Source organism: Polynucleobacter sp. P1-05-14, assembly GCF_018881675.1.
GTDB lineage: Bacteria > Pseudomonadota > Gammaproteobacteria > Burkholderiales > Burkholderiaceae > Polynucleobacter.
Window position 1 is genome coordinate 1 of record NZ_JACVPV010000005.1, and the last position, 22,090, is coordinate 22,090.

At 42.7% G+C, this 22,090-nt stretch carries 25 protein-coding genes; 18 read left to right on the forward strand and 7 right to left on the reverse strand.

The features are described 5' to 3' along the window. The first annotated feature begins 438 nt into the window (after positions 1 to 438). The gene (locus ICN37_RS03190) at positions 439 to 936 is read left to right on the forward strand and encodes a hypothetical protein (RefSeq protein ID WP_216154825.1); all 498 of its coding nucleotides are present in this window, start codon (positions 439 to 441) and stop codon (positions 934 to 936) included. A gap of 50 nt (positions 937 to 986) precedes the next feature. On the opposite strand, the gene ICN37_RS03195 is transcribed toward ICN37_RS03190, so the two are convergent. After that, positions 987 to 1,661, reverse strand: a complete 675-nt coding sequence (locus tag ICN37_RS03195) for an outer membrane protein (protein ID WP_216154827.1) — start codon at positions 1,659 to 1,661, stop codon at positions 987 to 989. 222 nt (positions 1,662 to 1,883) lie between these two features. Here ICN37_RS03195 and ICN37_RS03200 point away from each other — a divergent pair, with 222 nt between their 5' ends. Continuing rightward, positions 1,884 to 2,363: a cupin domain-containing protein gene (locus ICN37_RS03200; RefSeq protein WP_216154829.1), complete on the forward strand. Its 480-nt coding sequence runs from the start codon at positions 1,884 to 1,886 to the stop codon at positions 2,361 to 2,363. A 180-nt stretch (positions 2,364 to 2,543) separates the two neighbouring features. On the opposite strand, the gene ICN37_RS03205 is transcribed toward ICN37_RS03200, so the two are convergent. Beyond that, entirely contained in the window at positions 2,544 to 3,107 is a 564-nt protein-coding gene (locus tag ICN37_RS03205) for a hypothetical protein (protein WP_216154831.1), read from the reverse strand. A gap of 173 nt (positions 3,108 to 3,280) precedes the next feature. On the opposite strand from ICN37_RS03205, the gene ICN37_RS03210 reads away from it, so the two are divergent. The 5 genes from ICN37_RS03210 to recQ all read left to right on the forward strand — a co-directional run bounded on the left by ICN37_RS03210 (position 3,281) and on the right by recQ (position 9,016). Next, a complete protein-coding gene (locus ICN37_RS03210) occupies positions 3,281 to 4,519 on the forward strand; it encodes a hypothetical protein (protein WP_216154833.1) in 1,239 nt (412 codons plus the stop codon). A gap of 120 nt (positions 4,520 to 4,639) precedes the next feature. Beyond that, positions 4,640 to 5,593, forward strand: a complete 954-nt coding sequence (locus ICN37_RS03215; protein ID WP_216154835.1) for a hypothetical protein — start codon at positions 4,640 to 4,642, stop codon at positions 5,591 to 5,593. A gap of 65 nt (positions 5,594 to 5,658) precedes the next feature. Further along, positions 5,659 to 5,928, forward strand: coding sequence for a DUF1488 family protein (locus tag ICN37_RS03220; RefSeq protein ID WP_216154837.1), 270 nt, complete (start codon positions 5,659 to 5,661; stop codon positions 5,926 to 5,928). A gap of 14 nt (positions 5,929 to 5,942) precedes the next feature. Further along, positions 5,943 to 6,869: a 5'-nucleotidase gene (locus ICN37_RS03225; protein WP_216154839.1), complete on the forward strand. Its 927-nt coding sequence runs from the start codon at positions 5,943 to 5,945 to the stop codon at positions 6,867 to 6,869. Between the two features lie 308 nt (positions 6,870 to 7,177). Beyond that, the gene (gene recQ, locus ICN37_RS03230) at positions 7,178 to 9,016 is read left to right on the forward strand and encodes a DNA helicase RecQ (RefSeq protein ID WP_216154841.1); all 1,839 of its coding nucleotides are present in this window, start codon (positions 7,178 to 7,180) and stop codon (positions 9,014 to 9,016) included. 392 nt (positions 9,017 to 9,408) lie between these two features. Here recQ and ICN37_RS03235 read toward each other — a convergent pair whose 3' ends face one another. The 3 genes from ICN37_RS03235 to ICN37_RS03245 all read right to left on the reverse strand — a co-directional run bounded on the left by ICN37_RS03235 (position 9,409) and on the right by ICN37_RS03245 (position 11,722). Beyond that, positions 9,409 to 10,383, reverse strand: coding sequence for a hypothetical protein (locus ICN37_RS03235; RefSeq protein WP_216154843.1), 975 nt, complete (start codon positions 10,381 to 10,383; stop codon positions 9,409 to 9,411). Positions 10,384 to 10,385: 2 nt separating this feature from the next. Next, positions 10,386 to 10,805, reverse strand: a complete 420-nt coding sequence (locus tag ICN37_RS03240) for a hypothetical protein (RefSeq protein WP_216154845.1) — start codon at positions 10,803 to 10,805, stop codon at positions 10,386 to 10,388. A gap of 86 nt (positions 10,806 to 10,891) precedes the next feature. Beyond that, positions 10,892 to 11,722, reverse strand: a complete 831-nt coding sequence (locus tag ICN37_RS03245; protein WP_216154847.1) for a hypothetical protein — start codon at positions 11,720 to 11,722, stop codon at positions 10,892 to 10,894. A gap of 112 nt (positions 11,723 to 11,834) precedes the next feature. Here ICN37_RS03245 and ICN37_RS03250 point away from each other — a divergent pair, with 112 nt between their 5' ends. The 8 genes from ICN37_RS03250 to phoR all read left to right on the forward strand — a co-directional run bounded on the left by ICN37_RS03250 (position 11,835) and on the right by phoR (position 19,632). Beyond that, positions 11,835 to 12,848, forward strand: coding sequence for a CorA family divalent cation transporter (locus ICN37_RS03250; RefSeq protein ID WP_215320261.1), 1,014 nt, complete (start codon positions 11,835 to 11,837; stop codon positions 12,846 to 12,848). Positions 12,849 to 13,029: 181 nt separating this feature from the next. Continuing rightward, positions 13,030 to 14,052, forward strand: a complete 1,023-nt coding sequence (gene pstS / locus ICN37_RS03255) for a phosphate ABC transporter substrate-binding protein PstS (protein ID WP_216154849.1) — start codon at positions 13,030 to 13,032, stop codon at positions 14,050 to 14,052. Between the two features lie 73 nt (positions 14,053 to 14,125). After that, a complete protein-coding gene (pstC, locus tag ICN37_RS03260; RefSeq protein ID WP_215322329.1) occupies positions 14,126 to 15,112 on the forward strand; it encodes a phosphate ABC transporter permease subunit PstC in 987 nt (328 codons plus the stop codon). Beyond that, on the forward strand, positions 15,109 to 15,975 hold the full coding sequence (gene pstA / locus ICN37_RS03265) for a phosphate ABC transporter permease PstA (protein ID WP_215320256.1): 867 nt from the start codon (positions 15,109 to 15,111) through the stop codon (positions 15,973 to 15,975). The genes pstC and pstA overlap by 4 nt, the downstream gene beginning before the upstream one ends. Before the next feature lie 8 nt (positions 15,976 to 15,983). Then, entirely contained in the window at positions 15,984 to 16,820 is an 837-nt protein-coding gene (gene pstB / locus ICN37_RS03270; protein WP_223146584.1) for a phosphate ABC transporter ATP-binding protein PstB, read from the forward strand. A 13-nt stretch (positions 16,821 to 16,833) separates the two neighbouring features. Beyond that, positions 16,834 to 17,541, forward strand: a complete 708-nt coding sequence (phoU, locus tag ICN37_RS03275) for a phosphate signaling complex protein PhoU (RefSeq protein ID WP_215320253.1) — start codon at positions 16,834 to 16,836, stop codon at positions 17,539 to 17,541. A 14-nt stretch (positions 17,542 to 17,555) separates the two neighbouring features. Then, on the forward strand, positions 17,556 to 18,269 hold the full coding sequence (phoB, locus tag ICN37_RS03280) for a phosphate regulon transcriptional regulator PhoB (RefSeq protein ID WP_215320251.1): 714 nt from the start codon (positions 17,556 to 17,558) through the stop codon (positions 18,267 to 18,269). Between the two features lie 64 nt (positions 18,270 to 18,333). Next, positions 18,334 to 19,632: a phosphate regulon sensor histidine kinase PhoR gene (phoR, locus tag ICN37_RS03285; RefSeq protein WP_216154851.1), complete on the forward strand. Its 1,299-nt coding sequence runs from the start codon at positions 18,334 to 18,336 to the stop codon at positions 19,630 to 19,632. Positions 19,633 to 19,634: 2 nt separating this feature from the next. Here phoR and ICN37_RS03290 read toward each other — a convergent pair whose 3' ends face one another. Together ICN37_RS03290 and ICN37_RS03295 are read right to left on the reverse strand one after the other, a co-directional pair. Then, positions 19,635 to 19,835 carry a hypothetical protein gene (locus tag ICN37_RS03290; protein ID WP_215320248.1) on the reverse strand — a complete coding sequence of 67 codons (201 nt, stop codon included), beginning with the start codon at positions 19,833 to 19,835 and terminating at the stop codon, positions 19,635 to 19,637. 83 nt (positions 19,836 to 19,918) lie between these two features. After that, complete coding sequence (locus ICN37_RS03295; protein WP_216154853.1) at positions 19,919 to 20,395, reverse strand: MgtC/SapB family protein; 477 nt, start codon at positions 20,393 to 20,395, stop codon at positions 19,919 to 19,921. Between the two features lie 476 nt (positions 20,396 to 20,871). On the opposite strand from ICN37_RS03295, the gene ICN37_RS03300 reads away from it, so the two are divergent. From ICN37_RS03300 to ICN37_RS03310, 3 genes are read left to right on the forward strand one after another with little or no spacing between them, the layout of a single operon-like run. After that, positions 20,872 to 21,048, forward strand: a complete 177-nt coding sequence (locus tag ICN37_RS03300; protein ID WP_216154855.1) for a hypothetical protein — start codon at positions 20,872 to 20,874, stop codon at positions 21,046 to 21,048. Positions 21,049 to 21,075: 27 nt separating this feature from the next. Further along, positions 21,076 to 21,573 (forward strand): arsenate reductase ArsC, encoded by a 498-nt coding sequence (locus ICN37_RS03305; RefSeq protein WP_215320241.1) that lies wholly within the window; start codon positions 21,076 to 21,078, stop codon positions 21,571 to 21,573. A gap of 23 nt (positions 21,574 to 21,596) precedes the next feature. Beyond that, positions 21,597 to 22,037 carry a tautomerase family protein gene (locus ICN37_RS03310; RefSeq protein ID WP_216154857.1) on the forward strand — a complete coding sequence of 147 codons (441 nt, stop codon included), beginning with the start codon at positions 21,597 to 21,599 and terminating at the stop codon, positions 22,035 to 22,037. Positions 22,038 to 22,090: the final 53 nt, after the last annotated feature.

The window sequence follows — 22,090 nt, forward strand, 5'->3', positions numbered from 1 at the left end:
AATCAAGCTGGTCAACAAAGAGGTCAATGACGCGTACGGGGTTTTCTTCGGTGATGTACTCATCAAGTAACTCTGGTAACAGCGTACTTTGGGTTCGATCTTGGCCAGTAATGAATCGTTTCATCTTCATAAACACCCGTTAATTAGTGATACTGAATTAACGTTTGAGAGTGCTTAGGTGTTTACAACAACAGGGGAATTAATAGGTGTTTTTACACAGCCTCGACCCATAAGAGACGGTCGCTATAAAGAAAAATTCATCCGAAACTGGGTTTAAATAGTTAATCTCAAATAAGAATCACCATCATTAGATGATCCATTGGGTAAACGAAATCCTACTCTAGGTTTATTAATAGTCCAATCCTATATATGCATCATTCGATCACAGGTATCATATCAAGAACCTCGATGCTTAGGCATATCAAGTCGATAGACTATTTGAATAGAAAAATGTTTAATCTATTGGGCTCACCTTACATATGGAAATATACGATGATCAGATTTACTTTTTTAATTACCAATATTTTCTTTTTCATGGGCATTGCCAATAGCGCCGAGTATCCCAACATGATAGGGACTTGGGAGCAGGTCAGCATTCAAAGTGCTAACTCCGGAACTACGGACAATCCCCTGCCAATCAATTTTATCCACGAGGTCAATCCCAAGCGGCCAACACTTTTGATCATTGATAAGAATGAAGGCCCCCTTTTTAGCGGAAAAAGAATTTCCGGTTTTGCGTCATCCGATTTAGCAAAATTAAGCGGAACGCATTTACTGGTAGGCGCCTTCAAACCGGATGGTAAAAACTTCATCATGTCTGAAGATGCGGATATGGGCATTGGTGATGTAAGTGACAATATGATGAATATATGTCATGCCACTATCCTAACGACTCAAAATTCTGCTGCTTGTTTGGTCTATAAGAAAATAAAATAGAATTTACGAGGTCAGTGCCGTCTAGTCAGTTATTTTCTTCTTTGATCATTTTAGAATCTATATCCTAAGCCTAGAAGAAAATTAGTTGCCTTTAATGTTGTGGTTCCAGCAAAGTTGTAATCGGTCCGATTGTTGGAATTACCATAATCGGTGTAATTGACCTCGCCGAATCCATAGATAGTATTTGTAATGAATTGCTTGTAACCAAGGCCAAGGGAATAACCGTTATAGCTATAGGTGTTGCTCGAGCTAGTCTTAATTTGGGCTCCAGCGTAGCCAATCTTGGCATATACCAGTTTTTCTTTATCAATTACCCAGCCTGGCGAAAGAAAAAGATTGTAGGCAGACTGAACATTGTATTGACCGTAGGAGCTTGATGAGGCGCCACTGTAGGATGAAGTCGTATTTGCTTTGGCGCCTGCCAGCGGAGCATATTCACCGCCTATTCCTAATACAAAGGACTGGCTAAAGGCGTAGTAATACCCCACCCCGAGAGCGAGTGCAAAGTTGTTTGCATTATTGGCAGATGAAGTGCCTGGACGAGCACTACCCCCCGAGGGGTAGTAAGTCCATGGGGAATAGCTCAAAGAGGTGGATTGGTAACCAATACCAACCTGGCCATAAGTGCCTTGCCAGTTCTCTGACTGTGCATTTGCAGCAGATGCAAATAGACCCGATGTTATGAGACAGAGAACCGTTGAACCACAGTATTTAAAAAATCTCATATTAATCGCCCAAGAATTTATCTAATCTTAAAAACCTAGGTCGATAGACCCAATAAGAGACTAAATCGTACAAAAGGTCCGCTAGGTTGATTATAACGAACGATCTTGGGTTTCAATCCGCTCCCCAGTATCATCGAGTGTGGCAAGGGTCCGGCCAGAGCTTAATTAAACTCTTGCACGAAGCTGCCGAGCTAGAATTAGTCAAATCCTCAATAAGAAAAAATGAAACCTTATTTAACGGTACTTATAGCACTTCTGATTTATTCGGCACATATTTTCGCAAGTACAGAAATAAAAACCGATGAAGTGATTAATGGCTACACCCTTCCTGCTGAAGTTGCTAGGGCAGCCGAATCCCTATTGCTCAATCAGCAACATCCTTCGGGTAATGACATTGTGATTATGAAGACAATTAGGCTAATGGGGACTAGAACACCAATTCATCAACACCCTTCAAGTGGCACGACCTGCGTCATCTCGGGAGAAATGACTCTATATTTAGAGGATGCCCCTCCACAGAAGGCAATTGCCGGAACTTGTTATGCAATGCCTGCAGATAAAAAGATGGCTGGTGTTAATTCAGGAACTAGTGATGCAGTAATGCTTGATATTTTTTTTACCCCCAAGGGTGGGGAATTGTGGACCGTGGTGGAACCACGCCATCAAAATCTTCAGGATCAATTTGTGCCACCAAATCGTTAATATAGATCCAAAAATTACCTTTTTCCCATTCTTTTTCACCGCCAAGGGTATGATCGCTCTCGACTCCTTAATATACATTCGATTGAACTAACTCCGCTGGCTCAACTCGACCCACAGCTGCCATTCGCAGGCAACAAAAAACCTGCCGAAGCAGGTCAATTGGATACAGATTTAAGTGACTTAAGCGGTCGTCATTGGCTCTGAGTTTTGTTTCTTACGTCCAAACATCAAGAACAGGCAACCGAGCAAGAAACCAACCTTAGGTGCAAGTGAGCCATCGATTTCAGGGGCGCCGGCAGTAAGTGAAGATGTGGCGACAGTCCAGCTACCATAAGAAGGTGGGCCGATAGTGAAAGAGTTTACTGTGCTACCCTGCGAGTCGAACATAGAGAGCGACCAATTGCTGGGTGATGTATAGCTGCCTGAATAAGCAAAACCAGGGTTATACCCATAGTTCATACTAGGATCGGAGCCCAAACTTGCGCCTGCTGCTGCATTTGCAAATAAACTAGCAACACCTGAATTGCCCCACCAAACCATATTCGCAGTATTAAAGGGGGTGCTATCTGAAGAATAATTCGCTACAGTGAAGCCCAAAAAATAGTTTGTTGTACTTGAGCCATCGTAATAGGCATATTCGTTGCCGCCCAGGTACGTAACAGATGATGGCGAGGCCATTACCCCACCGCTCATCACCCCCAATAACAAGGTAATTGAAACTAGCAATAGTTTTTTAAAGTTCATTCTCGTATCCAAAGGCGAGGGGTTTTAATCTCAGATTTGCTTTATCAAGTGATAGGAAACTCAAAAGTCTGTTAATAGCAATATACACGAATTTGATATAAATCAAATGACAGCTATTTTCCTATTTGGTGCACCTTATTTCCTATTTGGTGCACCTTATGGAAAGGTCGCCTATGCAAAATTTCTTAAATCATCAGAGTGAGACTAAGACTGGATTTAATGAGTTAGCCTTGAGTCTAGATACCTTGAGAGCATTGAGAAAACCAATGGACAGCTTGGTGTTTACAAAAATTCAGCATGATTATGCTGGCACTTTAAATGGTTTGGCTTCTGTAGCCGAGTTATCTGAGGCTCTAAGAGCATCAACCCTAAAAGATTCATATGGTCAATTTTTTGGCAATTCTTCATCGTCCAGTATCTCAAGCTGGGATGCTACGCATGGAAATTCCCCTTTTGAATCTATTTTTAATGCCTCAAAGAATTATGAGGATGCGGCTAATTTTTTGAATTTAGGGGGATATCGCAGTGAGCTAGAAAAGATATCTTCTCGTTTAGAACAAATAAATAAAATTACCCCTCCTTTTGGGGGCAACAACATTAGTTTGTTGAATAGAACATCAGAAATTGCCTCTACTTATATCTCGTCGGCGACGAGTTTATACGTCACGGAATTCAAACTTGATTTTTTCAAAAATCAAACATCTCTTTTGGGAGATAAATCCTCAATTAAAGCCTTTCCAGGTGTTTTAACAGCCAGTATTGATAAATTGCATGATTCGCTCTCGCGAATGTCTCAAGAAGGTGCCACTGCTTGGCTAAATATTAGTTCATCCCCCTCTGTTTTTGCTAATACTTCATTTGAGCTGTTAAATCTACCGGCTACAGAGCTGTATACGTCGAGCAATTTGGTTTCGGCAATTAGTTTTTTTGAGTCAAAGGCCTTTGATGAGAGTGGCAGCCTTGATTCCGTTGTGCGATATGCATCGGAGACCATTGAAGCGCGATTGCTCGCCTTTGATAAGGATCTGCTGGAGGCTTACCTTGGCGGAATTAGTGCTATTGAGCAAGGCGGCTTTGATTGGCAGAGACATTCTATGACTTCATTTAGGGAGTTATTGACACATATTTTGCATAGACTTTCCCCTGATTCGGAGGTTATTGCATCAGGTGGGGAGCTACATGAGGGAAGACCTACGAGAAGGGCTAGGTTGAAGTTTTTATTTTCTGGGGTTGCCGGTGGCCAATTTGATAAATTTTATGAGGCAGATTTGACGGCTGCAATACATCTATTTGAGCTGTTAAACGGTGATACCCACCGACTTGGTTCGAAAGCTACTCCAGCACAACTTTTTTATTTGAAAGGTCGCATTGCCGGACTAATTTTATCTATGCTTGCTGCGAAAGGTTTTTAGTTAGATAGTTAATTTGGTCGAGCATAATCGGAGAGCTTCTATTGTCCTTTATGGGCCTTTATTTTTGATCATATTAAGTTGTATTTAGTGGTCAGTAGCAACTTTAAAAGGGATTAAGTGATGATGGAATCTGTTAATTCAACGAAGTTTTTAGAAATTTTTGGCGATGTTGCGGCTAAAGGGTTTATTAACCCAATTATTCTTACTGACGTAAGGATTGGGTTTTCTATTCAAAAATCTTATCCAGAAGGCATTAGGTTTAAGCCCGCAAAAAATGAATTTGGCGTTGCTGACAATGTAGCTGTTATATGGGTTGTATGTGAAGAGAAGCGCGTGAGTGAAGATGGATTGGCCCCCATACGATTTCGTATATCCATGATGAGTACATATCGTGCTAAGAATTGGGATTACGACTATTCAGATAAGGAGTGCCCTACAAGAGAATCTGTGATCCAAAGCTCAAAGACCCCGAAGCCTATGGATCTGGACTTGGTTGGAGAATATTTTTATGATCAGAATAGAAATACTTTGGTGGACTCCGGCGGCAATGAGGTCCTTGGGGTAGCTATTCTTGAGGAATTATTTCTTGAGCATTGCAACTCGGTTCATTTAATCAAGGGGGCTAAAAGGAGAGCAAAAGCCTATATTGATTCATTACCAGTGAGGATTCTAAGCGTAATAATCCCAATCATTGCCATTATTTTAAAGAAAATTTTTGGCAGAACTCTTGATGAAAGCCTTGATAGAAGCACGTACCTAGATGGTTATTTACCCAAGAATTTAAAAGTTACCGAGGATGATTTTATAGAGCTAGCTGGGTATCGAGCTGCAAAACGCGTAATTGTTATATATGCATTTATCGTCGCGTTATTTTGTCTCTTCTATTTACCGACTAATCCAGGCACCTATTTAGATTATCTAGTGGGAAGCGATTTTTTATTGATTGTCCATACAATTTTATTTTTGGTAATTCTGGATGTCGTTATCCCTCAGGGTCTTTTTAGATTGCTAAATTCATTAATAAGGATCAGAAAGTGGTTTTTGAATAGACAGCTATCTAGGATATATAAATAGCTATGCATTAATTATTGCGTCACAATAGAACTGGATGTCTTTATAGATACAAATTAGGATTTTTTATGAATATTGAATTTACAGGCCCTGCAATAAATGCGGATGATGGCGGAGTTTTATTTCGAGCAAGGGTCGATGGAGTATGGGTTAGGTGCCATTTCACTTATGAGGCATTGCAAGACATAGATCCTACTGATTTGCAAATGAATCCAATGGCTCAGTTTGAGCGGCATAGAGCCCTTTTATTGAGCTTGGCAGAAGACAAGATACTTAAAGGACATTTGAATAATAATTTGGCCGTGGTTTATACGGGCGATATAAACCCCATTGGTTAATTTAAATCTTAAAAATGGCCTACCCAATTGATCGCAAGCTTGTAATCGCCGTATCTTCTAGCGCTCTTTTCGATTTATCTGAATCTGATGCCATTTTTCGCTCTGATGGGGCAAAAGCGTATAAAGATTTTCAAGAGAAGAATTTAACCAACGTTTTGGCAAAGGGGGTCGCTTTCCCCTTTATTCGACGGTTTCTTAATATAAATAAGCGCTTTCCTGACAAGATGCCCGTTGAAGTGGTTTTGCTATCTCGAAATTCGGCCACAACGGGAAAGCGTGTTTTTAGATCTATAGCGCACTATGGTTTAAATATTTCCAGAGCAATATTTATGGAAGGTAAGTCTCCTTATGAATATATTCCCGCTTTTAACGCTTCATTGTTTTTGACTGCCAATGAAGGTGATGTATCAAAGGCAATTCAGGCTGGGTATCCGGCTGGAGTAGTACTCCCCAGCAAAGTGGTGGATGATGAGTCAGAAGAAGAGCTAAGGATTGCATTTGACTTTGACGGGGTAATTGCGGACGATGAGTCTGAGGCAATATACAAGGGCGGAGATTTGCCAGAATTTCATAATTATGAAGTTGCTAACTCTCATATACCCCATGAACCAGGCCCACTGGCCGATCTCTTTAAAAAGCTCTCTTTCATGCAAAAGCTTGAAGATAGGGAGCAAGAAAAGAGCCCTAGTTATAGGCGGATCATTAGGACATCCATTGTGACCGCCCGCAATGCGCCTGCTCATGAAAGGGTGGTAACCACCCTGGAAGCCTGGGGTGTTAGCGCCAATGAAACATTCTTTTTAGGTGGCATGAAAAAGGATCGAATATTGTCGATTCTTAAGCCGCATATGTTTTTTGACGATCAAAAGAGTCATCTAGAGTCGGAGGCTGGTGACATTCCAATGGTGCATATTCCATTTGGTATAGCCAATAAGCCATAGCACCCGGCAGCAATTCCCTGATATTCCCTGTTCCAAAATCGTGGATTTAGGCAGATGGCTATATATTTAGAGGGTTGGCCGTCTATTTTTGGAAAATCTGATTCATTTTGCCAAAATACCCTGTAAATTTCCCTGTTAGAAGGGTCGGATGCTGAGACAATGTGGACGGTGACTGCGTCCACCGCCATTTAGACTCTATATTTGTTTGCATAGAGAAAATATCGAAAGAGCCCCGCATGACGTGGGGCTTTTTATTTATATATAGTTTGCAATCCGCAGTTATTGAATAAGACAGGGGAGTATTACTTTTGCAGTCGAGCCACCAAGTTCTTCATGATGTTTTCGGCTTTGATCAATTCCGTGGGGCTCAAGAGTCTATTGTTAGATATGTAGTGGCAGGCGGCGATGCTTTGGTTCTGATGCCCACTGGCGCCGGTAAGTCGCTGTGCTATCAAATTCCCTCACTTGTTCGACGTGGTGTTGGCGTAGTAGTTTCACCCCTGATTGCACTAATGCAGGATCAGGTTGATGCATTAACCCAGTTAGGCGTTAAAGCCTCTTTTCTAAACTCCAGTTTGGATGCGGCTACATCTCAAAAGGTGACCAGTCAGTTGCTGGCTGGGGATCTTGACTTAATCTATGTGGCGCCTGAGCGTCTCATGAACCCTGGTTTTCTATCGATACTCGATAGACTTAATTCAGGCCCTGGAATTGCCTTGTTCGCGATTGATGAGGCGCATTGCGTTTCTCAATGGGGTCATGATTTCCGTCCGGAATATCGCCAGCTAACTGTTTTACATGAGCGATTTCCTAAGATACCTCGTATCGCCTTAACAGCAACCGCAGATGCGCCAACTCGAGCCGAAATCGTAGAGCGCCTTTCGCTCGAATCTGCCCAGCAGTTTGTCTCCAGCTTTGATCGTCCCAATATTAAATATCGTGTTCTGCAAAAGCAGAGTGCTAAACAGCAGTTAGAGCACTTTTTAGATGTCGAGCATGCCGATGACTCAGGCATTATTTATTGCCTATCGCGTCGCAGTGTAGAAGAGACTGCGCAATGGTTGGTAGACCGCGGCTGGGATGCTATGCCTTATCACGCAGGCTTAAGCGTTGAAACACGTAGCGCCAATCAAAAACGTTTCCTACGTGAAGAGGGCGTCATCATGGTCGCAACCGTAGCGTTCGGCATGGGTATTGATAAGCCCAACGTTCGCTTTGTAGCTCATCTTGATCTTCCAAAAAGTATGGAGGGGTATTACCAGGAAACAGGGCGCGCAGGACGTGATGGCTTACCCGCAAATGCCTGGATGGCTTATGGATTCGGGGATGTTGTGAGCTTGCGGCAAATGGTCGATTCTGGCGAGGCTTCTGAAGATCGTAAGCGGGTAGAGCGCCAAAAACTCAACGCACTACTGGGTTATTGCGAATCCACATCATGCCGCCATCAAACAATCTTGCGCTACTTTGGAGAGACGCATCCTGGCGGCTGTGGGAACTGTGATAACTGTCTAGAGCCAGTGGCAACTTGGAATGCCACGCAGGAGGTGCAAAAGGCGTTGTCATGCGTTTATCGGACAGGCCAGCGTTTTGGTGTGACCCATTTAATTGATGTTCTCCTTGGCAAGGTTACTCCCAGAGTCAAGCAGTACTTTCATGAGCAGGTCAGCACTTTTGGCATCGGTGCAGAACTCAACCAGGCTCAATGGAATAGCATTTATCGTCAACTAGTAGCAGGCGGTTATCTAGATGCAGACATTGCCCTGCATGGGGGCTTAAAGTTGGTCGATGAGATCGCATTGCCGGTCCTACGTGGCGAGCAAGAGGTTTGGTTGCGCAAAGAAACGGGCTACTCCAAAGCAAAGGCTACAAAATCAGGAGCAAAGAAAAGTTCTACGCATCCCTTTAGTAATGTTGCAGATGAAAAATTGTGGGAGGCACTCAAAGCTAAGCGTACTGAGCTGGCACGTGAGCAAGGGGTTCCACCCTATGTAATTTTTCATGACAGCACTTTGCAGGAGATGGTGAGGTCTACACCAACCACCTTAGATCAATTTAGCGTTATTGGCGGGGTGGGGCAGGCCAAGTTAGATCGATATGGCGAACACTTTATAGAAGTTATTCAGGAAAACCTAGAGCGCCTCAGTTAAATCAAAATAGGGATTAGAACCATCGTCAATTATTTTTTGGCATCTATTTTGAATCGAGCTTTAAGAGTCCTTTTAATCTTTTTTTGAGCTAGGCGTTGCCAAATTAATCTTTTCTTTAAAAAAGAATGGGATTCCTCGCTGACTTCAGGCTTCTTCTCAAGGCTCGCATCTTCGCTTTGATGTCGTTTGCCACTCATGATGCCCTCGTGAAACTAAAGAATTTGGTTACCTATGGGCTGTTAGTACAAACTATTTACAACCAGTAAAAAGAGAATTGCACTTCATCTCCCATAAGTAGGGCTCCACTTTACTAATGGAATGTGACATGTTGATGCGATTTTGATGACATTTCATAGTCTGAGATTTAGAGCGTGGAATGCCTTGGTTAGGTTTTAGGGTCTTGGAGTAGATATATTTTCTCTGAGCATAATTGGTGTAAAGCTAAATGGTTGCTCAGACTTTGGATTTACCCCAATCGTTACGGCTTGGACTTGTTCTGCGCCCATCACCTCTAGTCGTAATACGTTCTCCAGAGTATGTTTTTGATCAGCCGTTTTCAGCGGCTGATCAAGAATAAGTCGATGGCTATCGCCATGAATTAACAGTACAGGCTTCTTGAATGCTTGAGCATTCTTACTTAATACCTGCAATGTATCTCGATAGCCGCTATCTGGGTTCACAGCCTGCGCGGGTGTGTAGAACATATTGGCTTGGTAGCAAAAGATGATGCCTAAATAATTCATCTTTTGAGCCAGCGCAAAGCTGTTTTGGATCCAATCTATATTAGCTTGGTTACGTTCGTAATATTCCGCTTTTGCTTGTTCATCTCGTTCAAAATTATTGTTAGAGCCGGGAATGTGTATGCTGACAAATAGAAAATGGTTTTTTACCCAGTAAGCATTTTCAACAAACTTTTGATGTTTAGGGTCAACATCAGATTGTCTGGTGAGCTCTAATTGTTGCTTACCCAAACTCTTACGAGTATTAAAGAAAGTACTTCTGAGTTTGTCTAATCGTTCAATGGGATCATAAGATCCAGCCATCGGTCGATGGCAATCAGTCCACTCATTATCCCCAACGCTATAAATTAAGGGGGATGTGAATTGATTGAAATAACCCTTAACCTTTTGGTTGTATTCATCGCTACAAGGTGTTGAGCCTGATTTAGTGTCGCCAATAAATAGGCTAAAACTCGGATTAGTTTGGTTGATTGCGGCGATTAATCTCTCGTAGCGGGGGTAGTCTTCAGGGATGGAGTAAGGCATATCTCCTAAGGCTACAAATTTAAATGACTCTAATGATTGAGCGGTTGCACCCAAAGAACAAGCGAAGAGTAGTCCAGCAAGTATTGATTTAAGTAATTTCATGCTTATTTGTAAGAGGTGAGTGCATCATCTAGTTCCTTTATTTCAAGCTCGCCAAAAATATAGGAAACTGAGCTTACTTGCTTCCAGCCTAGGTCATGGAAAACATCTTCATAACTCTTAGAATATTTTTTATTACTCTGATAAAAGATCTCCGTTAATTCATCTTGCTCATCTTCCTCGATGGTATCGGAAAAATAAATCACTTTTTCCCCACCATAAGTCTTGCTAATGGCGCCACCAGGGATATCTTCAATACAGATGCCAATATTTGGGTCGTATGCCTTAATAAAGGTGGGTTTACTTTCGGTTATAACGGAGCCCAATTTCCAGACCATGCCGCACTTAATTTCTTTATTGGATTTCTGAAATAGGTTGCGCTCTACTAAGGAGCCCATTTCTAAAGGAATAATCTGATAGTACATTTAGTTGCTCCAATTTAAATGTAATGGGGTTCCTTTGAGTTTGCTACGAAATTGTGACAATTTCATATCCGCCATCTAATCAAATTTCAAAATCTCCAAGTAATCCCAACTTCGCTTCGTGTTGCCCCGGCCGATTGCGCTGCAAAAGTTTCACCATAGTTTGCTCCGGTCCGCATATAGGAAATACCAAGATCTATAGTCTTAGTAAGGGAGTAAATCCCCGCTATCAAGGCGTAATGACTTAAGTATTGTTCGGTTGATGGTGGGTTAGTTGCTGCCCCAAGGTCTAAAGCGATTTTTAAATTCTTAGAAATAGACCAAACAGGAGCAATAGACACTAAAAAGATATTTGTCCGATTAGGATCAGAAGCAGTCCCGACACTGTAATTCGTGTTGTATGGCGAGCGCATATAAACAGCGTTCACGTGCAGCTCGATGTCCTCCCAGTATTTAGAGGTGATGAAGTTCACGCCATAATTCAAGGCAGCTAAGCCTAAGCCTGCAACTTGCTGCTGTTTACCGGCAGGCAATACAACCGTTGGCTTAATGGCGAGGGCATACCCTAGATCGTTATCCTCATGAAAGCGCCACTTGCTTGCTAGTACATAATTTGAGAACTTGGAGAAAGTACCGCATGGCTCGTTATAGTAGGTTGCAGAGAGCGATGCCTCTAATTGGTCGCTTAGTCCACGCGTGTACGTAAATGGAAATGCTTTTGCATCGGTTCGGCCGGTGTACTCTTCGCCTGGGGTCATTACGTCTGCTTGCTGGGATCCACCATTTCGGTTGATGGAGAAAAAATATTGCTCAATTTGATTCCCTCCAGCCTTTACAGTACCTGCATCATCGGTATTCAGGGGCTCAAAAGCATAGGCAAATGCTGGTAAAAGCAGAAACGCAAGGAATAACGCTTTCATTGGAATCTACAAAGACCTGCTTATTGTTCAAACAATCTGTTTAGACTAATTTCATGTCATTTTGATGTCAGGTGTACTTAGTGTCACTTGTTGTGTGCCATACAATTTAGTGATGACTTTAGAAATCATTGCAAAACCTTTTCCAGTTGCAGGTGTTGTATTCGCTTGGGCTATGCCCATTTCAGGTAATGGGTATGAAATTCCATTGTTTGAAATTTCTGAGGCACTTGAAAATCCTGATATCTCTATCTGGCTGCATTTAAATCTATCTAATTCCCAAATTCAGCGGTGGCTCGAAAATACCCCATTGATTCCAGAGCGTGTGGTAGAGATGATTCAAGAAGGTGTCAACCTCAGTCGTTTGGAACGCATTGAAAAGTTAGATGATTGTCTTTTAATGGTCATGAACGACTTTCAGCAAGAGTTTGGGGAGGAGGGCGGTGACTCCGGCTTGGGAACCCTTTGGGCGATTGTCCGGCCAAAGCTGATGGTTTCTTTGCGCAACAACCCCCTGAGAACTACCGATAAATTGCGGTATGACTTAAGAAATGGTCAACTCAACCCAGCCTCTGTCATTGAATTATTTCATGAGCTACTGGACTTGCGTGCCGAGCAATTGCGAACGCTGTTGGTACATCTTTCTGAGAATATGGATGATTTGGAGGAAAAACTTCTCAAAGGAAGGGAATTTCCAGAGCATGAAAATCTTGGCAGGATACGCATTCAATGTAGTCGGCTTCGAAGACACTTTTCACCAGAATTAATCGCTTTACATCGCCTATTAAAGCGTCTCCCATACTGGTTTAGCGAGGAAGATAAGCATCGCTTAAATGATGATTTGGACTTGCTTTCCTACTTGGTGCAGGAGATTTCTAGTCTTTACGACCGCGCAAAGGTACTGCAAGACGAGCAGGCAGCCCACGTAGCAGAATTTAATGCCAAGAACTTGCAAGTGTTGTCCGTAATGACGGTAATCTTTTTACCAATGACCTTAATTACCGGCGTGATGGGTATGAATATGGAGGACCTGCCGGGATTAAGAGGGTCTTTTTATGAAGTCATGGTTCTGATGTCTGTTACTGGTGCGGCAGTTTTTGCTGCATTAAAACTAAAAAGGATCATTTAATCTCCTGATTAAGTCCTCCCCAGTTGGTCGAATTGCATCATAGCGAGCTGGAAAATATTGTATAAACCATTGATTTATAATGAATTTTTCCTTAATGACACTTTGTCATTAAATCGTCACAGTGAAAACGTATTGTCTCGTTATCGCAATGTTGCGTTATTTCAATACCAGGACTAATCACATGAAATCTTTTTTGAAAAAAGCACTAGTCATCGGTGCTATTGCTTTGGCCCCTACAGCTTACGCTGTTGAAATGACTGGAGCTGGCTCTTCATTCATCTATCCAGTGCTCAGCAAATGGGCTGAGTCTTATAAGGCTAAAAGTGGTGATGGCCTTAACTACCAGTCTATCGGTTCAGGTGGTGGTATTAAACAAATTAAAGCTAAGACAGTAGATTTTGGTGCTACCGACGCCCCAATGGCATTTGATGATCTCCAAAGTCATGGCATGGTTCAGTTCCCTGCAATTATTGGTGGTGTTGTAGTTGTTGTGAACATTGAAGGTGTTGGTCCAAATCAGCTCAAGCTCTCAGGCGACTTGTTGTCAGATATTTTCCAGGGTAGCGTAACCGATTGGAGCGATAAGCGCGTTGCTCTGTTGAACCCAGGTATGAAGATTCCTTCAGGCCCAATCACTGTTGTTACTCGTGCTGATGGTTCTGGTACTACTGCAATTTTTACTAGTTTCCTTTCTAAGGCAAGCAGCAACTTTAAAGAAGCGGTTGGTTTTGGTGCCCAAGTCAAGTGGCCTGCAGCCTCTACAGTTAGCGGCAAAGGTAATGAAGGCGTTGCTGCAAACGTAGCCCGCATTAAGAATTCCATTGGTTATGTTGAGTATGCATATGCCAAAAAGAATAATTTGAGCTACACACAAGTTCGCAATGCTGATGGCGTAATGGTTTCTCCAACTGCTGAAGCATTTGCAGCCGCTTCCGCTGGTACAGATTGGTCTAAGTTTCCTGGCATGAATACATTCATCACATATGCTGCTGGTGCAAAATCCTGGCCTATTACCGGCGCTACTTTTGTGGTGCTTTACAAAAAGCCAGAAAACAAATCTCAAGCTGCTGCAGTATTGAAATTCTTTGAGTACTCTTTCAAAGATGGCAAAAAAGCAGCTTCAGAATTGGATTACGTTCCAATGCCTGATGCAACTGTAGATTACATTCGCAAACAAGTTTGGTCACAGGTTGACACTAAGTAATTCTTCTTTGTATTTTTGATCATTACGACCCTGGCTTCCAGGGTCGTTTTTTAACTTTAGCTTAAGTCTAATGATGAATACTTTGGAATCAGCGGGCGCGCCGACGCTAGTGGCCGCAAGAATTGCGCGTCTTCAACGCATTCAAGATTTTCTTTTCCACCGCGTAACTCAATTTTTCTCTCTTTCTGTGCTTTTTGCGCTCTTGGGGATTATTGGCTCCTTATTTGTGAATGCATGGCCTGCATTGAAAGAGTTTGGACCGCAATTTTTCATTACACCAGCCTGGGATATTGTTAATGGTGATTTTGGTGGATTAATTGCTATTTATGGCACCTTGGTCTCCTCGGTGATTGCACTATTGATTGCAGTACCACTTAGTTTTGGCATTGCTTTTTTCTTGACTGAAATTTGCCCTCCACCCTTAAGGCGTCCACTTGGGACTGCGGTGGAGTTGTTGGCAGCAGTACCATCTATTATTTATGGCATGTTTGGTTTATTTGTTTTTGCACCAATCTTTGGTGACTATATTGAGCCGGCACTTCAGGCCACTCTTGGTCAAATTCCTTTTATCGGAATTTTATTTTCTGGCCCACCAAACGGAATTGGAATGTTATGCGCGGGATTAATTCTTGCGTTAATGATCCTTCCTTTTATTGCATCGGTCATGCGCGATGTCTTTGAAATCGTGCCTCCTGTTCTAAAAGAGTCGGCTTATGGTATTGGTTGCACTACTTGGGAAGTAGTAAGAAACATTGTTTTGCCATATACCAAAGCGGGGGTAATTGGCGGTGTGATGTTAGGTCTTGGCAGAGCGCTTGGAGAGACGATGGCTGTTACTTTCGTTATTGGTAATGCGCAGCGTATTTCAGCTTCTCTTTTTGCGCCAGGAAGCTCAATAGCATCAACATTAGCCAACCAGTTTGGCGAGGCAGAGGCTGGTTTGCATTACTCATCTCTTTTCGCGCTCGGACTTGCTCTATTTTTTATTACGTTTGTTGTATTGGCTTTTGCTAAATGGATGTTGATCAGCATGGAAAAGAAGCAAGGACTTAAATCATGAGTTCAAACGTTAACTTTGATATGACCGTGTTTGCCCGTCGAAAAAGGACCAATAAAATTGGCCTAACTTTATCCATGATTGCAATGGCAATTGGAATGGCAAGTTTGATCTGGATTTTAAGCATCCTTTTTATTAAAGGGTTTTCTGCAATCAATCTAAATATGTTTACAGCAAGCACACCAGCTCCAGGCACTGAGGGTGGTGGATTGGCTAATGCAATTGTTGGTAGCCTTTTATTGGTTGGGTCATGTACATTTATCAGCACGCCTGTAGGTGTGCTGGCGGGTCTCTATCTTTCTGAATATGGTGATCGAAGTCGAGTGGCCTCTTTGACTCGTTTCGTTACCGATATCATGCTGTCCGCACCATCAATCGTAATTGGGCTATTTGTCTATGCCTTATATGTTGCTAAGGTACAGCATTTCTCAGGATGGGCGGGCACTATTGCATTAGCTCTGATTGCAATTCCAGTGGTTGTGCGTACCACGGAAAATATGCTGCGCTTAGTACCTGGAAGTTTGCGTGAGGCGGCTTATGCTTTGGGAACACCTAAGTGGAAAGTGGCATTTATGGTTACCTTGCGCGCTGCACAAAGCGGTATCATGACCGGCATTCTTCTAGCTCTTGCTAGAGTTAGCGGCGAAACAGCGCCTTTATTGTTTACTGCGTTGAGCAATCAATTTTTCTCCACAGATATGAATAAGCCTATGGCTAATTTACCGGTGGTTATTTTCCAATTTGCGATGAGCCCCTATGACAACTGGGTAAGTCTTGCTTGGGGTGGATCTCTTTTGATTACATTTACCGTTCTCGGTTTGAATATTTTGGCACGAGTGGTATTTCGTGAGAAGGTCCAGGGATGATGAGTAATATGAAAACTATGTTTGACTTAAATAAGATTGATGGTCAAGGGGGTAAAGTGGAAACAACAAATCAACATTCAGAACAGGCAGCAATTAATGCCCTTGAAGTCAGAAATCTGAATTTCTTTTACGGTGCTTTCCAGGGCCTCAAGAATATTAATCTGGATATTGAGCAGGGTAAAGTGACAGCATTCATTGGCCCTTCAGGCTGCGGCAAATCCACATTACTACGTACCTTGAATCGTATGTACGACCTCTATCCAGGGCAACGTGCTGAAGGTGAAATCAATTTCTATGGCCAGAATATTTTGGAGCCAGGGCAGGACTTGAACCTGCTTCGTTCACGTATTGGTATGGTTTTCCAAAAACCAACCCCATTTCCAATGTCGATCTATGAAAACATTGCTTTTGGTGTGCGCCTCTATGAAAAACTCTCTCGTTCTGAAATGGATGAGCGTGTTGAATGGGCTTTGAATAAAGCTGCTCTATGGACTGAAGCAAAAGACAAGTTAAACCAAAGTGGTTTATCTCTCTCTGGCGGTCAACAACAACGTTTGTGTATCGCTCGTGGTGTTGCAGTCAAGCCATCAGTCATTTTGCTCGATGAGCCAACTTCTGCTTTGGATCCAATTTCGACTGGAAAAATCGAAGAGCTGATCAATGAGCTAAAGCATGAGTACACCATTGCTATCGTTACTCACAATATGCAACAGGCAGCCCGCGTATCCGACTACACTGCTTATATGTACCTTGGTAGTTTGGTCGAGTATGGTAAAACAGACGAAATCTTTATCAAGCCTAAGCGTAAAGAAACAGAAGACTACATCACCGGCCGCTTCGGTTAATTGGAGATACAAAATGCCAGATAAACACCTATCCTCACAATTTGATGCCGATCTTAATTCGCTTTCAAGCCGATTGCTTGAAATGGGTGGATTGGTTGAGTCTCAAATTTCCACAGCTATGCGTGCATTCACGCAAATGGATCTTGATACTTGCAACATCGTGATTGAAAACGAAAAACTTGTAAATGATCTTGAGATCCAAATTGATTTAGCTTGCACTGAAGTAATTGCGCGTCGTCAACCAACTGCGCGAGATCTTCGTTTGGTAATGGCGGTATCTAAAGCGATTACGAATTTGGAGCGAGCGGGCGATGAGGCGGAGCGCGTTGCCAAGCGCACTAAGCGTTTAATTGAGTCTGGTACCCCACACAATATTAACGTTGCCGAAATTCGTCTATCAGGGCAAATGGCCATTAATCTATTGCGTCGTAGCTTAGATGCATTTGCAAGGCTAGACACTGTAGCCGCTGCAGAGGTGGTTGCGGAAGATCGTCAAATTGATGAGGAATTCAGAGGCTTTGTTCGTAAGTTAATTACTTATATGTCTGAAGATCCGCACATTATCAGCACTGGATTAGATATGTTAACGATTGCTAAGGCTATCGAACGTATTGGCGATCACGCTAAGAATATTGCAGAATTCGTGATTTACATCGCAAAAGGGTCCGATGTGCGTCATATTCCGCATGAAGACTTGGTGCGCGAAGCCAATAAGCAGTAAACCAGCGCCTGAACATGACTCACCGCATACTAATAGTTGAAGATGAGCCATCAATTGCAGAGTTAATTGCAATTAATCTAACTCATGCTGGTTACGAAGTTGAAAAGGCCATGCAGGCTGATATAGCCTTGGGCATGATGAAAGAGCGCTTGCCGAACTTGGTTATTTTGGACTGGATGCTTCCTGGAAAGTCCGGCGTACAGTTTGCCAAAGAATTAAGAGCAAATGATCGTACAAGGGGACTACCAATCCTGATGTTGACTGCTAAAAGTGAAGAGGTAGATAAAGTCTTGGGTTTAGATTCCGGGGCCGATGATTATGTCACCAAGCCATTCTCGCCCAAGGAGCTGATTGCTAGGGTTAGAGCGCTACTGCGAAGACAGACCGCCGTTGACGATACTGGTCCCCTCACGGTTGGCCCACTAAAGTTAGATCCCAGCTCCCACAGAGTCTTAGCAGTTTGGCCTAATTCTGAGCCAAAGCCAATATCCCTTGGCCCTACTGAATATAGACTTCTTCAGTACTTCATGGCTAACCCAGAACGAGTGCATTCACGTACAAATTTGCTCGATAAAGTATGGGGCAATGAGGTCTATATCGAAGAGCGCACTGTGGACGTTCACATCAAACGCTTAAGGGCTGCATTAAGCCCTTTTGACTGCGATCGATTTATTGAGACAGTTCGAGGTAGCGGCTACCGCATCACCAAGATACCAACTGAATCCTAGGGCCTATTTTTAAGGCTTTTAAGGCTACTTCAGGGCTCTCCTTAAGATGGTCTAAGATTGCACCATGATTTCTGCCATCTCGCGCTACATTGTCTTTGCATGCTTTGTTTTGATAGCTTCATTTACCGCCTTCTATACATGGGGTGCTCAATGGGCTATTTTTATAAGTATTGCCCTAATGTCCATTCCTTTGATTTACTCTTACGTCAATCTAGCGCGCCTATTAAAGAATATTCAGTCAGATACCGTTGAGAGCATGCCTTTGCCTAGTGGTTTTTGGGAAGAGATTTTTTTTAAGCTGCAGCGTTTGGTAAAAAGCTTAAAGCAGAGAATGCGCATTATTGAGCAGCAGCATGAGCACTTTATAGAGGCCTTCCAAGCATCTCCTAATGGCATCGTGATGCTTGATGAAAGCGATCATATTGAGTGGTGCAATTCAATTGCAGAAAGTTTCTTTGGCCTGAACTATAAGCGTGATGTCATGCAACGGATTAATTTTCTTATTCGTCGCCCAGAATTTATTCAATATTTAAGCAGACGTCATTTTGAAGAGCCATTACTTTTAGAGCGAATGGGGCCAGACAGTAGCCTTAGCTTAATGGTGCAAGCATTTCCATTTGGAAATCAACGTAATTTGTTGTTGGTGCAAAACGTGACCGATCTGCAAAAAGCAGATTCTATGAGGCGCGATTTCGTTGCTAACGTATCCCATGAGATGAGAACCCCTATTACCGTCTTAATGGGATTTCTAGAGACCGTTCAAACCCTGGATCTCGAGAAGAGTCAACGCGATCAATATTTTGACATGATGATGTCCCAGGCGCACCGTATGAAAAGTTTGGTTGAGGACCTGTTGACGCTAGCAAATTTGGAGGCAAATTCATTGCCAGCTGCAATGAACAAGATCAATACTGAAACTTTGATGGCATTGCTGAGAAATGATGCTGAGGCTTTATCCCAAGGAAAGCATAGCTTTAGTTTTGAGGTTGCTGATAAGCAATGCTTGTTGGGTGAGGAAAGAGAAATACTCTCAGCATTTAGTAATTTAGTTTCAAATGCAATTCGCTACACGCCAGATGCAGGTTCAATTCATGTAAGGTGGTGCGCTAATGCACAAGGGCAGGGTGAATTTTCTGTTACAGATACTGGCCCCGGGATTGCCTCAGAGCACCTTGCAAGGCTGACGGAGCGTTTTTATCGAGTGGACAGAAGTCGTTCTCGTGATACGGGTGGTACCGGCCTAGGCTTGGCAATCGTCAAGCATATTGCAAGTCGTCATCAAGCTCAGTTATTAATAGAAAGCATGCCCGGCAAAGGCAGCACTTTTACGCTGCGCTTTCCTAAAGAGCGTTTAACCCTTTAAATCTAGTCTTTCTTCTTTTTCTTCTTCTTCTTGGATTCTTTGGTCAGCTTTTCCGCCTTTCCGCTTGCGTATAGGCACCAAACCTTAATCTCTTCAAGCAACTCAACTAGATCTTCATGTGGAAGGCTTTTAAGGTCAACCAGCCCAATAGCACCAGTTTCTTGCAGCTGTTTCACTGCGTCTTCATATCGATAATCACTCATGGCATATGCTTGTCATTGTTGGGATGTGCAATCCTAGCAAAGTAATATGACAAAAATCTATTTTTTGACTGTTTTAATGGATTTCAGTCAGGCTCATTCGAGATCTCGGAGCTACGCCTAACCCCATTTAGCCTGGCAAACAACCGCTCCATAGGACCGCCAATCAGTAAGGTGAGCAATATTGCACCCAAAGAGAATCCCCCAAGGGCAAATTGCCCAGCCCCAAATGCCGCCCCAATCAGGGCGCAAGCCCAAAGGCTTGCTGCTGTAGTTAGCCCGTGGACTCGCTGTGAGCGCTGCTCCCGAATAATGACACCGGCACCCAAGAAGCCAAGGCCGGTAATAAGCCCTTGAAGAACACGGCTAACAGACTGCGCATCATCCTTCACAAAGTCGCTGATAAGCATAACAGCCGTGGCTGAGCCAATGGCTACCAAAGAGTGGGTCCGAATTCCGGCAGATTTATGGTGCAGCCAGCGGTTTAGGCCGAGCACAGATCCAACAAAGAGGGCCAGGGCTAATCTGAGGGCAATAGTGCTGTAGAGATCCCAATCAAACATCTGAATTTCCTTGTTGGATAAGTGTTTATATAAGTCGGAGTGTATCGCAGCTGTGTCAATCGGTCACAAAAGCGCCTTCACCTTGTCACTTCGACGGTAAATAATTCAATTGTTAAACCAATGGCATTTTTACAAAATAAAAATGTCCCAATTAATCTTTCATCATAGAGATTTATATGAAAAAAACTTTATTAGCAATTTGGCAAGTCTGGTACGAAGCACGCTTAGCTTATGCAAGTCGTTACGCTTCCCATCGTCTTGGTAGTTAATTTTATTTTCATAATCTGGTCATTTCTTTGTAACAAAGCACTGATATCTTTAATGGGTCAGAAAGTTTCTGACCAAGACAAATCTGTACCGCTCTTCCTTTACACCCAGCCTATACTGGGTTTTTCTTTTTTAAACGCTTTAATAGAATTGAAATATATAAGCCATAGGATAGCGATATCGATGATTTACTAGAAAGCGAAAACCCTATGAATGCAGATTTAACAAAATACCTATCTGATGTATTTCGGAATGAAGTTCAGGGAAATGCGAATTTCAAATCCGTCAATAATGAAATGCAAGCCAGTAGAGATTTGGTAGGCCCAAAGATCGATCAATTTGTACTCGATAAAAGATTCTCACTACGCTTAGATGAAATTATTTAATTAGTGTTCTTTAATGGCTATTGATTGATGACTCATTCTTACAATATTTTATTTCTGTGTACCGGTAATTCAGCTCGATCCATTCTTGCTGAAGCACTTGCAACCACTCTTAGTCATGGTCGTTTTATAGGGTACTCAGCGGGCTCGAATCCAAAGAAATTTGTACATCCGATTGCTTTGAAACTCGCTAGAGAGATGGGATACCCTCTCGAATTGCTTAGAAGTAAGTCTTGGGATGAGTTTGGTAGGCATGATGCGCCACATATGGATTTCATTATTACCGTTTGTGATTCTGCTGCAGGTGAAGAGTGCCCTTATTGGCCCGGCCATCCTACAACTGCACATTGGGGCTTTATGGACCCAGGTGCTGTTACTGGTACCGATCAAGAAATGTGGGGTGCGTTTAGAAAAGTTGAGATGGGTTTGAGAAATCGCATCGAGTTATTGCTTGATCTTCCAATTGATAAATTGGATCATTTGCAAATTAAAGATGAGCTTCATTCTATTCATCAACACTGTGACTAAAGCATTCACAGGTATACCTCACTATGGCTACATATAGCATCAATTACGCCGGAATCTCGCTCACAACTCATCAAAAATTTACTATTGCTAAAGCAATTACTAAAATTCATGCTGATGTCACTGGTGCTGAGACTTATTTTGCCCAAGTCATTTTTAAGCAATTGGATCCGCATGATTGTTTTATTGGTAGCGTTCTTCTTGATGAACCCCACCTCTTTTTAAGCGGGCAAATCCGCAGCGGTAGAGGTGAGCAAATGAAAAAACAACTTCTCGTTGAGCTTGAGGTTGCCATTCAGAGCGTCTCTGGATTGGCGGGTCATCAGATTTGGGCATATATTGATGAAATTATTCCCTGTCAAATGATCGAATATGGCCAAATATTACCTGCGGTCGGGGACGATAGTGTTTGGTTCTCGACTCTGCCGGTAGGCATTCAGAAGAAGCTAAATTTCCTGAATTCATAGTTAGACCTGTTTTTGAAATAGCTTTAATATGGGTGGGTATATTCATTACCCAG